This window comes from Marinagarivorans sp., assembly GCF_982758155.1.
Map to the genome: position 1 here is coordinate 1 of NZ_CEXWTU010000064.1, position 15,117 is coordinate 15,117.

At 47.4% G+C, this 15,117-nt stretch carries 17 protein-coding genes and 1 riboswitch; of the genes, 6 read left to right on the forward strand and 11 right to left on the reverse strand.

Features of this window, described 5'->3' with window-relative positions; genetic code table 11:
* From scpB to gltX, 11 genes are all read right to left on the reverse strand, one after another.
* The coding region (gene scpB / locus AC3A8L_RS09235; protein ID WP_487961957.1) for an SMC-Scp complex subunit ScpB at window positions 1-843 on the reverse strand (843 nt) is incomplete at its 3' end.
* A 58-nt stretch (window positions 844-901) separates the two neighbouring features.
* A complete protein-coding gene (locus AC3A8L_RS09240; protein ID WP_487961958.1) occupies window positions 902-1,780 on the reverse strand; it encodes a segregation and condensation protein A in 879 nt (292 codons plus the stop codon).
* A 149-nt stretch (window positions 1,781-1,929) separates the two neighbouring features.
* A complete protein-coding gene (locus AC3A8L_RS09245) occupies window positions 1,930-2,502 on the reverse strand; it encodes a YqiA/YcfP family alpha/beta fold hydrolase (RefSeq protein WP_487961959.1) in 573 nt (190 codons plus the stop codon).
* Window positions 2,503-2,650: 148 nt separating this feature from the next.
* Entirely contained in the window at window positions 2,651-3,484 is an 834-nt protein-coding gene (gene cpdA, locus AC3A8L_RS09250; protein WP_487961960.1) for a 3',5'-cyclic-AMP phosphodiesterase, read from the reverse strand.
* Window positions 3,485-3,568: 84 nt separating this feature from the next.
* Complete coding sequence (locus AC3A8L_RS09255) at window positions 3,569-3,946, reverse strand: DUF1249 domain-containing protein (protein WP_487961961.1); 378 nt, start codon at window positions 3,944-3,946, stop codon at window positions 3,569-3,571.
* Between the two features lie 175 nt (window positions 3,947-4,121).
* Window positions 4,122-4,772, reverse strand: a complete 651-nt coding sequence (locus tag AC3A8L_RS09260; protein ID WP_487961962.1) for an NUDIX domain-containing protein — start codon at window positions 4,770-4,772, stop codon at window positions 4,122-4,124.
* A gap of 1 nt (window position 4,773) precedes the next feature.
* Window positions 4,774-6,684: a phosphomethylpyrimidine synthase ThiC gene (gene thiC / locus AC3A8L_RS09265; RefSeq protein WP_487961963.1), complete on the reverse strand. Its 1,911-nt coding sequence runs from the start codon at window positions 6,682-6,684 to the stop codon at window positions 4,774-4,776.
* Window positions 6,685-6,752: 68 nt separating this feature from the next.
* Window positions 6,753-7,592, reverse strand: coding sequence for a bifunctional hydroxymethylpyrimidine kinase/phosphomethylpyrimidine kinase (gene thiD, locus AC3A8L_RS09270; RefSeq protein WP_487961964.1), 840 nt, complete (start codon window positions 7,590-7,592; stop codon window positions 6,753-6,755).
* Between the two features lie 74 nt (window positions 7,593-7,666).
* A riboswitch (TPP riboswitch) is annotated at window positions 7,667-7,767 on the reverse strand.
* Window positions 7,768-7,803: 36 nt separating this feature from the next.
* Window positions 7,804-8,160: a hypothetical protein gene (locus AC3A8L_RS09275; RefSeq protein WP_487961965.1), complete on the reverse strand. Its 357-nt coding sequence runs from the start codon at window positions 8,158-8,160 to the stop codon at window positions 7,804-7,806.
* The gene (locus AC3A8L_RS09280; RefSeq protein WP_487961966.1) at window positions 8,157-8,675 is read right to left on the reverse strand and encodes an ImmA/IrrE family metallo-endopeptidase; all 519 of its coding nucleotides are present in this window, start codon (window positions 8,673-8,675) and stop codon (window positions 8,157-8,159) included. The genes AC3A8L_RS09275 and AC3A8L_RS09280 overlap by 4 nt, the downstream gene beginning before the upstream one ends.
* A 105-nt stretch (window positions 8,676-8,780) precedes the next feature.
* Window positions 8,781-10,274, reverse strand: a complete 1,494-nt coding sequence (gltX, locus tag AC3A8L_RS09285) for a glutamate--tRNA ligase (RefSeq protein WP_487961967.1) — start codon at window positions 10,272-10,274, stop codon at window positions 8,781-8,783.
* Window positions 10,275-10,426: 152 nt separating this feature from the next.
* Between gltX and AC3A8L_RS09290 the strand changes: the two genes are divergently transcribed.
* The 6 genes from AC3A8L_RS09290 to AC3A8L_RS09315 form a co-directional block, all read left to right on the forward strand.
* Window positions 10,427-11,029, forward strand: a complete 603-nt coding sequence (locus AC3A8L_RS09290; protein ID WP_487961968.1) for a nitroreductase family protein — start codon at window positions 10,427-10,429, stop codon at window positions 11,027-11,029.
* Window positions 11,026-11,538, forward strand: a complete 513-nt coding sequence (moaB, locus tag AC3A8L_RS09295) for a molybdenum cofactor biosynthesis protein B (RefSeq protein ID WP_487961969.1) — start codon at window positions 11,026-11,028, stop codon at window positions 11,536-11,538. Before AC3A8L_RS09290 ends, moaB begins: the two co-directional genes overlap by 4 nt.
* Complete coding sequence (locus tag AC3A8L_RS09300; RefSeq protein ID WP_487961970.1) at window positions 11,531-12,727, forward strand: molybdopterin molybdotransferase MoeA; 1,197 nt, start codon at window positions 11,531-11,533, stop codon at window positions 12,725-12,727. The genes moaB and AC3A8L_RS09300 overlap by 8 nt, the downstream gene beginning before the upstream one ends.
* Entirely contained in the window at window positions 12,720-13,589 is an 870-nt protein-coding gene (locus AC3A8L_RS09305) for an MOSC domain-containing protein (RefSeq protein ID WP_487961971.1), read from the forward strand. Before AC3A8L_RS09300 ends, AC3A8L_RS09305 begins: the two co-directional genes overlap by 8 nt.
* A gap of 140 nt (window positions 13,590-13,729) precedes the next feature.
* Window positions 13,730-14,005 carry an accessory factor UbiK family protein gene (locus tag AC3A8L_RS09310; RefSeq protein ID WP_487961972.1) on the forward strand — a complete coding sequence of 92 codons (276 nt, stop codon included), beginning with the start codon at window positions 13,730-13,732 and terminating at the stop codon, window positions 14,003-14,005.
* Window positions 13,989-15,117: ABC transporter permease (locus AC3A8L_RS09315; protein WP_487961973.1), on the forward strand; the 1,129-nt coding region annotated here is incomplete at its 3' end. The genes AC3A8L_RS09310 and AC3A8L_RS09315, both read left to right, overlap by 17 nt.

A 15,117-nucleotide genomic window follows, 5' to 3' on the forward strand; every position in this document is an offset into this window, starting at 1 on the left:
ACCTTGAGGTGAAGCACTGCTTTCATCGATACTTATTTCACTTCCTTCATCTATATCATTTTCTCTAATCTCACGAACAACATCGCCCAGCAAATCAAATTCGGGGGTAGAGATTAATGTTGTATCGCCTGCTTCGCTCTGCTCTTCAACCGGAGCCTCAGCAATAGTTTCAGCGCTATCGCTTTCAGGTGTTTTTACACCAATATCATCCAGTTCAAGTTTTGCACTAAGGCTTTCAATATCCTGCAGTTCGCCCAGCGAAGGAAGCTCATCAAGACTTTTTAGGCCAAAGTAATCTAAAAATTGTCGCGTTGTTGCATAAAGTGCTGGTCGACCAGGAACATCTCTGTGGCCAACAACTCTGACCCAGTCGCGCTCAAGGAGTGTTTTAATAATATTACTGCTTACGGCTACGCCTCGAACATCTTCGATGTCGCCACGCGTTAAAGGCTGGCGGTAAGCGACCAGCGCGATGGTCTCCAATAAGGCGCGTGAATATTTTTGCGGCCGCTCATCCCAAAGCCGATTAACCCAAGGTGCTAAGTCATCACAGGCCTCAAAGCGCCAGCCGCTAGCTACCTGCTTCAAAACAAAGCCTCGATCATGCTGGCTTTCGCGTAAGCTTTCCAGCGTCGATGTCAGTAAGCTTTTGCTGGGGCGCTTATCTTCGTCAAACAATGTCAGTAATTTATCTAACGATACCGCTTCACCGCTGGCCAAAATGGCACCTTCCAATACTCGCGAGAGAAAACGCTGATCGTACTGATAGTCACCCTCCTCAGCCATAGGCACGGCTTCAACGGGCGACTCTTCCACTAACTCTGGAGATGAGGTCTCTGACATATGACTTACTCTTACAATCTCTTTAATTTTACAGCGAACATATTAAAGCCATTAACGGCTATTCAGAACGCGCTTTCACGTGAATAGAGCCGAACTCTTCAGTTTGAACGAGCTCAATCAATGACTCTTTCACTAATTCAAGTATGGCCAAAAAAGTAACGACAACACCCAGGCGCCCTTCTTCCGCCCGAAACAATTGAATAAAGGGCATGAATTGTTTGCCTGACAACTGATCGAGAACCTGCGTCATTCTCTCGCGTGTTGACAGCTTCTCTCGCTCGATTTGATGGCTTTCAAACATATCGGCCCGACGTAACACCTCACCTAATGCAAACAAAATCTCTTTCATGTCGACATCAGGTTCTGCTCGCGTGAGCGTGCGGTTAGGCGCCATTGCTCGTGCAACATGAATATCACGATGTAAGCGAGGAATCTCATCGATGTCCTCTGCGGCTTGCTTAAAGCGTTCATATTCTTGCAAGCGCCGAATTAAAGTGGCTCGAGGATCCTCTTCATTATCCCCCTCTTCAACTGGCGGTCTCGGCAGTAACATCCGGGACTTAATTTCAGCTAGCATTGCCGCCATCACTAGATACTCGGCGGCCAACTCGAAATGAATCGCCTCCATCATTTCGACATACGACACATACTGTTTGGTAATCGCGGAAACATCGATTTCAAGAATATCAATATTTTGCCGGCGAATAAGGTATAGCAGTAGGTCAAGCGGGCCTTCAAAAGACTCCAGAATCACCTCAAGTGCATCAGGGGGTATATAGAGGTCTTTGGGCAGCTCCATATAAGCCTGACCGTTAACCAAGGCAAATGGCATTTCCGTTTGCGCGGGGGGCTTACCTTTCGGATCTTTATTCGCAGCCACCACATCGGCGTTTGCTGGAGCCGCTTCGGCGGAGGGAGTTACTTCGGTACTGCTCAAAACATACTCCTACACGACAAAGGCAAAACCCTAACATCAATGGCTTGGGTGAAAAACAGGCGATTATATCGCTCTGAGGCAACAAAATACTACCGATTAGTGCCAGGATACCTACAAACATGCCGAGTTAGGGTTTTATTGGAGTACGCTTAATGGGAAGTGAAGAATCTAACAATGCTATCCAGGTGTGCTTCATAACCATCAAAGCTATGACTCCCGCCCTTTTCAAGTAATATTTTCGCGCCATTATAGTGGGCAAGAGCCATTCGGTAATCAAGCGTTTCATCCCCAGTTTGCAGCAACAAAAAATAGGGGCTTGGAGTTTTGAACTCCCTGTCACAAGCTTGCAGAACTTCAAGATCTTGTAGGCTCAGCGTATAAATATCTTCAGAGTAGTAACTCTGCAAAGCTTGCCCAACGAAATGCTGAAAACGCGTATGCGGTGCAACGGCTGGATTTATGAGCGCAGCCTTGCCGCCAAACGTCTCCACGCACCAGGTTGCCCAAAAACCCCCGAGCGAACTACCAATAACAAAGGGGGCCTCTTCTAAGCTTTGGTAAATCTCGATTAGTTCTTGTCGCGCTAAGTGCGGATAAGACGATAGCTGAGGACAATGATAGTCCCAGCTCGGGAAATGCTCTTGCAACCACTGCTGGGTCACCCTAGCTTTTGTTGATTTCGGTGAGCTTAAAAAACCATGTAGATAGAGAACGGAGGGCATGAGTGGCTCGTTATAGAGTCTGGACTTGTAAGGGCTAGGAAAAAATATTTCATAAATGAAGGCTGAGCATCGCCATTCACTTTCGTTGCAAAGTAAGTCGGACCATGTTGGCCCTCCTTACCTAGTGGCGTGAATTATTACCGAACCCTTAATAACCGTTTGAGCTCAGGTCAACGATGTAACAAAAACCTTCAACACGATCAACGTAAGTATTAATCCTTCCGTTATCGTGAAGTTCAAAAACGCGGTAGCCCGGCATTATTAAGTCAACGGCAAAGTCGTCGTTTCTGGGCTTAAACTGCACGCAGGTAGAAGGTGTTGCAAACAGCTCCAGCTCACCTCGACGCATGTAAAACTCTTGATGAACATGCCCCCACACAACACCTTTAACATTAGGGTGTCGATCGATAATATTGAAAAAACGATCGGAGTTCGCGACTTTGTACTGATCAATCCACGCTGAGCCTACAGGTACAGGCTGATGATGCATCATGATCAAGGTTGGAGAATCTGAACGCGTAGACAACAACTTTTCTAAGCGGTGTATTTCTGACTCGGGTAATTCACCGCGCTCTTCAAAGGGTACGCGAGAACTCAGTAAAATGATTCGCCAATCACCAACTCCAACTATCTGACTTAACGGTTGGGGTACGCCCTGCACACGCATGCCCGCAGGATCATCATGATTACCATCTAGCCACGCCAAAGGCATACCAGGGAGGTACTCACGCACAATATTCACAAAGCGTTGATACGAAGGTCTTTTGCCGTCATTAGAGATATCGCCGGTAACCACAATCAAATCAAAAGGCTGACCAGTATCATTATTCTCATTGACGGTTTTTAAGACATCACGAAGACTCTGCTCAGTATTAATACCCAGCAGCATCTCGTCGCTATCACTACCTAAGTGACTATCGGTTATTTGTAGCACCCGCAATGGGCGTTCAGGAAGTCGGGCCACATTTGCACCAAAGTCCATGACTTGATTCACCTAATATAACTTTATTACAACAATGTTAATTTTGCCCGAGTGTACTGACGAAATCGATGCCACCCATCAGAATTATGGGAGAGGATTCACAAATCCTTCGGGGGAAATACCCAGTTTGCGACAATGGACTAGCCATTCACCCAAAAAGCGATTCAGTGCGAGCTTTTCATCTCGCTGGTACATTTTTCGATTGGGGTAACTATACACAGGATGCCAATGTCGATGGTTGTCCCACGCGACAACTTCAGCCATTTCAACGTCATGATATAAACGAATAAGCATCTTGGGGCGAGTCACATAATCTGCCGCCTCCGAAGATTGCGTAATTTCAAGCGTTGTTGTGTAGGGTGCTAAATCTATACGCTTAATAAGTACAGAGATATTGACCTGCGAGGGCAAATTGAAGGTCCAACACCCCACATCTTGGCGACAACTTGGTATCAAGCTCATGCACAAATGAAAGTTCAACTCGCATTGGCTATGATGCTTTTTAAGGTTGACAATGTAGTCGCACAAATCTGAACGCTTGAACGCTACCAAAACGCCTCCCCGCAAAAGCATGAGAGGAATAACACAGTATTTAACTGCCGGTTATTCATGGCGGAGCCCTTCATTTGGCAGCAACTTAGCCCGCTGCGCTGGCTTTTAACTGCTCGCGGTTCATTGCAAGCCACTGCAGTGAAAGTAACGTTGCAGCGTTGTTCATCCTACTATTCAGCATAGCACCCAAGACCTCTTCCGCGTCAAACACGCTCAGCAAAATATCTTCATTTTCACTCGCCAAGCCATGTACTCCGCCGGATTCACTGAGATCACACTCAGCACAATACAGGTGGATTTTTTCGTTACACGCGCCCGGAGTGGAATAGTAAGCCGTAATTTTATGCAGTTTATTGGGCACTAAATCGGCTTCTTCCTTTATTTCCCGAACAATCAACTCTTCGGGGCTTTCGCCAGGCTCCAGCATTCCAGCAACAACCTCAAGACACCAAGGTCCGTATTCAGACTCAATCGCACCCGCTCTAAATTGCTCAATAAGAGCAATAAGATCGTGCTTGGGATCATATAAAACAGCCGCCGAGGCTTCAGTTTTGGTAAAAACCTCTCGCTCTATTTCGCTACTCCACCCCCCTTTAAATAAGCGATGCCGAATACGATGGACAACAAGGTCAAAGAAGCCGCTAAAAGCGGCTTTACTACTGACCAGCTCAACATCATCGCGATTAAACTGCGCCAATGAAAAGCTGGTACTGTTAACGCCAAAAGGCTTAGTCATTTTAAACCTTGCTATAGATTTCGCTGCCGGCTTCACGAAACTCTTTCGCCTTAGCCTGCATTTCGGCCTCAACATCAATCATACGCACGACATCTTCATCGCCTATAGCCTCGATGTTCGTTCCATGCTCGGCGGCGTAATCACGGACTTCTTGTGATATTTTCATTGAGCAAAACTTGGGTCCGCACATAGAGCAAAAATGCGCGACTTTGGCCGAGTCTTTAGGCAAGGTCTCATCGTGATACGATCGCGCAGTATCGGGGTCTAGGCCAATATTAAATTGATCTTCCCAACGGAACTCAAAGCGCGCTTTCGATAGAGCATCATCACGTAACTGGGCTCCAGGGTGCCCCTTTGCCAAGTCGGCGGCGTGTGCAGCTAGCTTATACGTAATAATTCCGACCTTTACGTCATCTTTGTTGGGCAAACCCAAATGCTCTTTCGGGGTAACATAGCAAAGCATTGCGCAACCGAACCAACCGATCATCGCAGCACCGATACCCGACGTGATGTGGTCGTAACCGGGGGCGATATCCGTCGTTAATGGTCCCAGCGTGTAAAAAGGCGCTTCGTGACAAACTTCAATTTGTTTGTCCATATTCTCTTTGATCATGTGCATTGGCACGTGACCTGGCCCCTCAATAAAACACTGAACGTCATGCTTCCAAGCAATTTTTGTTAACTCGCCTAAGGTTTCTAGCTCACCAAATTGCGCCTCGTCGTTGGCATCGGCAATAGAACCAGGACGAAGACCATCACCTAACGAGAAGGTCACATCGTACTGTTTCATGATTTCGCAAATATCTTCAAAATGCGTGTATAGAAAGCTTTCTTTATGATGCGCCAAACACCATTTGGCCATTATAGAGCCGCCGCGTGAAACAATACCCGTTACGCGCTTAGCGGTGAGTGGTACATAGCGCAGAAGTACACCAGCATGGATCGTAAAATAATCCACCCCCTGCTCACACTGCTCAATAAGAGTGTCGCGGTAGATTTCCCAAGTAAGATCTTCTGCAACGCCGTTCACTTTCTCTAACGCTTGGTAGATCGGCACAGTACCGATAGGTACATGAGAGTTACGTACGATCCATTCGCGAGTTTCGTGAATGTTTTTACCGGTCGACAGATCCATAATCGTATCGGCTCCCCAGCGCGTTCCCCACGTCAGCTTTTCAACCTCTTCTTCAATGGACGAACCCAGCGCAGAGTTACCAATATTGCCGTTAATTTTCACTAAAAAGTTACGACCGATAATCATCGGCTCAACTTCTGGGTGATTAATATTCAGAGGAATTACAGCGCGACCACGCGCCACTTCTGACCGAACGAATTCGGGCGTAATTTCATCAGGAATACTGGCGCCGTAGCTTTGACCTTTATGGTGTGATTCAAGCACGCCCTGCTCTGCCGCCTGTGCGCGCGCCATGTTTTCGCGTATGGCGATATATTCCATTTCTGGCGTAATAATACCTTGGCGTGCGTAATGCAACTGCGTCACGTTCTTACCAGCCTTGGCACGTTGAGGGCGGTGCTGCAGATCAAAACGTAACTTATTCAGTTCAGGGTCATTCAAACGCTCATTTGTAAACTCAGAGGAATACTGTTCCAGCACCTCTGTATCACCGCGAGCATCAAGCCAGTTCGAGCGGATATCAGGCACGCCTTTGCGCACATCAACTTGGACATCAGGGTCAGTGTAGGGGCCGGATGTATCATAAACACGCAAGGCGGGATTTATCTCGCGGCCTTTATCAGTAACAGTATCCGCTAGACTTATTTCCCGCATAGGCACACGAATATCAGGGCTAGAACCTTCCACAAAGATTTTTTTGGAATTCGGGAAAGGTTGAATCGAAGCTTCGTCCACCTTGGCTGTTTCACTTAAAAAATCGGTTGGGGTATCACTCATAAGTCACCTATATTGTTTACGACAATTCATTTTTTGCCACACAGTGGCATAAAAGCATTTACTGGCAATCACCAAAAAGTTGCAAAGTGATGCAGCGGGCCATTCGCTGGCACAAGCGCTAAGCGTTCGGCATTCATTAAAGCGTTTTGTAAATAATTCTTGGCCGCGGCTGTCGCTTGCGGGACCGACAGCCCCTGCGCCAAGCCTGCCGCAATGGCGCTGGCTAAAGTACAGCCGGTACCATGCCCCTGTTGTGTTTTTAAGCGCGCCGCCGAAAAGGGCTGAACGGTTACTTCACCATTGACTCCGGAGCCGTTCGCTAGGTAGTCGGTACAAAGTCGATCGTCTTGGCTGTGGCCACCCTTCAGCAGTACAGCACTGGAGCCCAACAAGAGTAAATCCTTAGCTTGTTGCTCATATGCTGCATGATCATCACCAACGGCGCAGTTCAACAACAATGCAGCCTCATTTAAATTTGGTGTAAGAACTTGCGCAAGCGGGGCTAAATATTCCCGATAAAACGCAACAATGCGCTCCTGCCCATTCACATCAGAACACAAATCGGTTCCAGCACTCGCTCTGAATACAGGGTCAATAACAGCAGGTAAACCCGAGCGCTGTAGAAAGTCAGCAACGACCTCCGCTATTGCCAAATTTGCCAACATGCCAACTTTAACGACCGCTACAGGAAATGCAGAGACCGCGGCTTCTATTTGATCTAACACCAAGCTGGCTGGCATGGGATAAATACCAGAAACCAAACCCGGCGCTTGTGCCGTAACAGCCGTTACGGCGGTGCAAGCAAACACGCCCATAGCACCACAGGTTTTGATGTCAGCCTGAATTCCAGCCCCGGCGCTGGAGTCACTACCAGCAATGGTTAAAACAACGGGACAATGTTTGGTCACAGGCATTCCAATGGTTTACTTGGGGGTTACGTATGACAAGGGAGCGTGGGCACAAGCAAGCGCACAAGCGTGCGATAAGAAGTGATCTCGTTCCCTACGCCGGTACTAACCGGGTCAGGTCGACGGGTTTACTCTCAGCGCATAATTTAAAAACTGCGCACCCCGACAAGACAATGGCGACACTTTACTGATTTACGTCCTTAAGGTAAAGCTACAGATGACCGTTGCGCACCTGTGATGGCTTTTTTGATGACGGGAAAAGGTTGTTTACAATGATATAGATAACCCCAAACACCTCCAATATTGTACTGGTAGTATAAAAACGAAGGGTTAACTCATCAAACCTCAACCACCCCAAACCATGGCCAACAAACACTAAGTTCATGACTATTAGCTGGCCAATAAGAATTCCTACAAACCAATATGCATAGGTTTTCTTGAGGTTTCGGTCTGACTCTTGATCAAGCTCATCTTGCGTTAATGCCGAGCTATCGACGAGCTCAGACAAGCTTTGACTATTGTAGAGCGCATCAGCAGTCTGACGCGGTAAAGTATTGGGTGAACTCATTTCAAGCTGATTTGTAAATCATCAAGGCGGTATCGAATTGCCGAAAGTGAAACGCCAAAAAACTCGGCCAAAGAATATATACTGGCTCCCTTCTTTTCAGCCAAGTCTCTTACTTTCGCAACAGGCATCAAGAAAGCTGCCGCAAACCGGTTTGCACTAATCTCTTCTGGATCTGTGCCCTGACGGGAAATGTCATTACGGTAATCGACGTAGTCTATTGCTTGCTCTTCAAAATGGCCTCTCTCTAGGCGATAAACGTAATGCCCTAGCTCATGACTACAAGTAAAACGCTTTCGGCTAGGCGAATCATCACCATGCAGCATGATAATAGGATCTTGGCCTACTTTTTTTAACAACGCGCCCGCTACATCATCAGGCAATTCAGCATCGACAATGCGAATGCCCATCGCGCGCCCTACGGAGATAGGGTCAACAGGAAAACCTCTGCCACGCCAATAGGTATCACGTACCTTAATCGCCAATACATCGGCATCGTCATTGGAGAGCATTGCCATTTTAAAACCTCTGAATAGTGACATTAAAAGGGTCTTTAGCTGTGGAGCAACCCCTTAAACCTTAACAAATATAGCACTGCGTGAACACACAGTGCTAGTTGCGCCTTAACCGGCATTTAATAACGCGCGGTACTCTTTGTCGAAACGCTTAGCCACCTTCTTGCCTACACCGCCAAGAATATCAATGCTGTGGCGCAATCGTGAACGGCTCATATCTGAACCCAACAAAGCCATAGCATCGGTGATGGAAAACGAAGAAGTTGTGCCGCTAACGGCAACAAAAATCGGCGCGACAAAATCTTTCATTTTAATTTCCATGCCATCAGCCAAGGTTTTGAGCACAGGAAAGATAGAATCCTTATCCCAGGCGCCTAAGGTTTCCAGCTGCCAAAGACTAAACTGAAGAACTTTAAGCTGTGTTTCTTGGTCAAGTTTAAGCGATTCAAAATGACTAGGCGTTAATGGCAGATTACCGGCAAGCATAAACCCAACAAGCGGCATAAAGTCACTGAGGGTATTCATACGCTGCTTAACATGCGGCAATATCGCCTCAAGATTTTCACGATTCAAAGCCCATGATTGCAATCTATCTGCCAAGGCTTTCGTATCAAAATCTTCGCGAATCCACAAACCATTCAGCCAATTAAGTTTTTCTAAATCAAAGATCGGGCCGCCAAGTGAGACGCGCTGAATATCAAAGTTATCTTGCATGGCTTGAAGGCTGAACTTCTCGCTTTCATCAGGCATTGACCAGCCCATTCGGCCTAAATAATTTAATAGCGCTTCTGGCAAGTAACCCATGCGTTTGTAGTAAAGAATACTAGTAGGGTTTTTACGCTTGCTCAGCTTCGACTTATCGGGGTTGCGCAGTAGCGGTAAGTGGCAAAATACGGGGACATCCCAGCCCAAATATTGGTACAACAAAATGTGCTTAGGAGCTGAGTTTATCCACTCTTCACCGCGAATCACGTGGGTAATACCCATAAGATGATCATCGACAACATTCGCAAGATGGTACGTGGGCATGCCATCAGATTTCAACAAGATCTGCGCATCAACTTGCGACCAATCCAAGATAACGTCGCCACGCAGCATGTCCTGCACAGGACATGGGCCGGCATCTTCAGGCACCATCATTCTTACGACGTAGGGCTGGCCATCAGCTTCACGAGCAGCTACCTCTTCAGGCGACAAAATCAACTCGCTCGGCTTAATGGCGGTATCCATGCCAGCCTCTTTACGTGCGGCGCGCAACGTATCAAGCTCTTCAGTGGTTCGGTAGCATTTGAATGCATGCCCTTTTTCAAGTAATTCATCAACGTAACGGCCGTAAATATCGGCCCGCTCACTTTGTCGATAAGGTCCAAAGTCGCCGCCGTTATCGGGTCCTTCATCCCAATCGAGGCCAAGCCAACGCAGCGAATCCAGGATTGCCTGCTCCGATTCCGCCGTAGAGCGCGCCTGATCAGTATCCTCAATACGCAATAGAAACTGACCGCCGTGCTGGCGAGCAAAACAATAGTTAAACAGTGCAATGTAAGCCGTGCCTACATGGGGATCACCAGTCGGTGAGGGAGCAATTCGTGTGCGTACGGTCATATTCAATCCAGCTAATAATATCGGGAGTACTAAAAATGGCGTCGATTATAGCGGATATAACCCAGAAATCAGCACTAGCCCTTGAATCGAAGCCTGATTACACTGCATATCCGATTAAACTTAAATTAGCATTGATATTTTAGAGCCACACTATGACCACGGTTTTTCAGAGTACGATCGAACTTTTGCATACCCGCCGATCAACAAAGGCTGCTGATCTTCATGCGCCAGGCCCAAACCAGCCACAAATAGACCAACTATTAAAGGCCGCGCATAGAGTACCGGATCACGGAAAAGTCGGGCCATGGCGCTTTGTTGTATTTACCGGCAGCGCAAGATCAGATTTCGACTCTGCACTCCAGCGGATCTATCAAACCAACAATCCTGAAGCCACTGAAAAGCTTGTCTCCCATAATGGCCAATTGCTCAGTCGCTCCCCTTGCGTTATTGCTGTTATCGCAAGCCCCAACCTAGAGCACCCCAAAGTCCCTCTGTGGGAGCAAACCTTATCTGCTGGGGCAGCCTGTCAAAATTTATTAACGGCTGCCCATGCATTAGGATTCTCGGCACAATGGCTGACTGAGTGGTATAGCTATAATAAAGACGTCAACGCTCTACTTTCTATGGTCGATAGCGAGCAGATCGCCGGATTTATCTATATCGGAACGCCGGCAGAAACACCGCAAGAACGCACTCGCCCACCACTCGACGAGCGCGTTATTTACTGGAACGATAATAGAGAGGATTTAGTATGAGCGCGGTTAGTCAATTCTACCCCTTAAATATTTGTGTATTAACGATTTCTGATACCCGAACACGAGACAATGACACCTCAGGGAATACACTTCAGCATCAGGCTGAAAATGCAGGGCATACACTATTCGATCGACGCCTAATCAAAGATGATATCTACCAAATGCGAGCCGTATTGAGTGAATGGATAGCAAACGAGCAAGCGCAGGTTATCGTAATGACCGGCGGCACCGGCTTTGCCGGCAGGGACAGCACACCGGAAGCCGTACGCCCGTTACTGGATAAACACATAGAGGGTTTTGGAGAGTTATTTCGCCAGCTATCCCATAACGACATTGGGACATCGACGATTCAATCACGCGCCTTTGCCGGCCTAGCCAACCGAACACTCATATTTGCGCTGCCAGGCTCAACCGGGGCCTGCGAATTGGGCTTTAGCCAAATTATTCGCCCACAAATCGACAGCCGAACAAAACCCTGTAACTTTTACGGACAAATAAAACGTGCTTAGCGTAAAAGAAATGCAGGAAAAGCTACAGGACACCACCGCCCTAGCCCTTAAAATGGAAAATGTACCGCTATCAGACGGATTAAATCGTCGTTTAGCGCATGACATTGTTGCTGCGCATCACGTGCCACCGGCAAATAATAGCGCAATGGACGGCTACGCTTTACGCCTGAGTGATTTAACCGCCAGTGATTCACTACCCATAACGCAGCGAATCACTGCTGGCACAACACCATCAGAATTACTACCCAACAGCTGTGCTAGGATTTTTACTGGCGCAGAGATTCCTGCTGGGGCAGATACTGTCATCATGCAAGAAAACGCAATTGAGCAAGGTCAACTCGTTAAATTTTCACAGCCGACCCCTAACAGGCCTGGCGAGAATATTCGCCCACAAGGCCAAGATATTACTGCGGGTCATCGGCTTGCAAGACAGGGCGAAAAAATTACACCCGCTTTACTTGGACTACTTGCCTCACAAGGACTAAGTACCCTCCCCGTTCAACGCCCACTCGTCGTAACGCTATTGAGTACGGGAAACGAAATCATTGAGCCCGGACAACCTATCGCTGCTGGCCAAATCTACAATTCAAACTTTTCGTCTATATCGTCTCTTTTGAGAGCTTGGGGATTTGTCGAAATTCAATATCGGCATGTCCCGGATACTCTCAGCGACACACTCGATGCATTTGATCAAAGCGCGGGAAAAAGTGATTTGGTCATTAGTTTTGGCGGCGTATCCGTTGGCGAAGAAGATCACGTCAAATCGGCCATTATGGCGCTCGGCAAACTGGAACACTGGAAAATCAAGCTAAAGCCCGGCAAGCCAATGATGCTAGCAACCATTAACCAAACGCCTATACTGGGACTCCCCGGAAACCCCGTTTCAGCCTTTGTAACATTTCTTCTTTTTGGAAAACACCTACTTAATGCCCTTTGTTCAACGCCAGTACGAGAACCCCTAAGCCTTAAAGTGCCACTTGGCTTCACGGTCAACAAAGCAAGGCAACGCCCTGAGTACATTCGGGCCAACATCCAAAGTGGTGAAATCGTTAGCGCAGGTAATCAAAGTAGCGGCGTGCTGAGTAGCCTAAATCAATGCCAAGGCTTAGCTTTGATTCACGAAGACCGATGCATTCAGCAAGGCGAAACTGTTAGCTTTTTCCCGTTGGAGTCACTCATTTATGCCTAAGTTTGAACACAAGAGCACTGAAGGTACCGTCAGCGCCACCATTGATTCCCTGTGGATATACCCCGTCAAATCAATGGCTGGAGTACAATTGGACTCGAGCGAACTTACACCAGAAGGCCTTGCTGGAGACAGACAATGGATGCTCATCGACGAGAATGGCCAATTCATAAGCCAACGAAAGCTGCCAGCCATGGCTCTGTTTAGTGCAAGCCCAACGGCAATCGGCGTTAAACTCAGCCATCCAGAGCACGGCATTATTGAGGTGGATAGAAATGAATGCCGCAACACTATTCGTGCAAGTGTATGGATGACGGACATGGAAGCCATGATTGCCCCCAAAAGAGTTAATCAGTGGTTGAATAAGGCCCTACCGTCTAAGCACACGCTATCACTGGTCACTCTTAACCCAACGTATCGCCGCCCTTTAGACAACCAGCGCTTTGGCGACCATACTACGCACTTTGCCGATGCCGCCCCAATTCTGGTCGCAAATCAAGAGAGTCTTGAAGCTTTCAATAGAAGCCTGAAATTCACAAAACAAATACCTGAGTTTTCTATGGCGCGGTTTCGACCCAATATCGTTATCTCGGGCATCCCTGCTTTTAGTGAGCACAACTTTAAAAAGTTAAGCTTTAAAGGTGGCCAATTAAACCTGATCGATCACTGCCAGCGCTGCTCAATCATCACCGTTAATCCGCAAACAGCTCATATCGAAAATACGGCCGACACCTTCGCCCTACTCGCCAACCTCAATGGAATGCCCCTTAAGCCCAAAGCCCCGGCGTTCGGTGTCAACAGCGTGGTTGCCAATGAGCATACAAGTGTTATACGCACCGATATGACGATTACCCTCACCCCCTGAAAACAAACATTATTTGATGCCATTGTTTACCGGCAAATTCCTATTGACGCAAAAAGACAAAAGCAGTGGCAGAATTGTAAGGTTTAATTCACTCCGCAGTACCGCTAAACTGCGCACCACAAAATTAGAGGTTCCATACCATGCTCGCAAGTATTGCCAAGCAAGTTGCCAATGAAATTTCCGGCGTGCTCGAACGCACCAACTTTAGCGAGCCGCTGAACTCGCCACAGATTCAAACCCTGCTGCAGGGTGCGATCAATAAATGTAATCTCGTCAGTCGTGAGGAATTCGATGCCCAAACAGCCGTACTGCAACGTACGCGGGCAAAAGTCGAGACGCTAGAGAAACAACTTCAGGCGCTAGAAGAAACTATCAATGCCACAGTAAAGACGAGCAATAATGACAACGCAGGATAAAACCGAAAGCTGGCCTCTTTACAAAAGGCTACTCAGTTACGCGCGCCCCTATCGCTTATTTTTTGTCTTTTGCTTCATTGGTTTTGCCGTAATGGCAGCAATGGAAGTCGCAATGGCACAAATGATGGAATATTTTGTTGAAGGCCTGACGACGCGCGACAAGCAAATGATCATCTGGATTCCCATTGCCGTAGTGGCCGCTAGAATTCTGCATGGGCTCGGTGCCTTTGCAGGAAACTTCTTTATCAGTCGAGTCGGGCTTGGCGTAGTGAATGATATGCGCAAGCAACTTTTTGCTCACATGCTTGCTCTACCTTGCAGCTTTTATGATGCAAAAAATAGCGGTGAACTCGTCTCTCTCGTCATCTATAACATAGCGCAAGTGACAGGCTCGGTCACTAATGCTGTTAAGGTCGCCCTTCGGGACGGTTTCACCGTTGTCGGATTACTCATTTACTTGTTTTATGTCGAGTGGAAGCTCACCTTAATATTCTTGGTCATGGCGCCATTATTAGCGGGGCTCGTCAGTATTGCGTCGCGTTACTTTCGAAAACTCAGCCGTAGAATGCAGACGACCATGGGAGACATTACCCATGTTACCAATGAAGCCTTACAAGGCTACAAGCTTGTTAAAAGTTACAACGGGCAAAAATATGAAAGCTCCCGCTTTGATAAAGCCAGTAATGAGAATACCCGGCTCGCCACCAAGTACGAGCGCGTAGCTTCATTGCAAGGCCCGGTGTATCACGTTGTTATTGCTTGTTGTTTAGGGTTTATTCTGTTTTTAATTTTGCTGTTTTGGCAAGAATCCGCAGGCTCCGCCATTGCTTATCTTACCGCCGCAGGCATGATCGCCAAACCCATTCGCCAGCTAAGTTCGGTCAATGAAACCATTCAAAAAGGGCTAGCAGCTAGTGAGAGTATCTTTGAAGTTTTAGATATGACTAAAGAGCAAAACCAAAATACAAAAGCACTCACAGTGAGTGGCGGCAACATAAGCTTCAACCAAATTAGCTTTAGTTATGGTGAGTCGCGTGCGCTTAACAATATTAACCTCACGATTGAATCAGGCCAAACCGAGTTACGCCCTAATTTAAGAGCAATCTGGACTC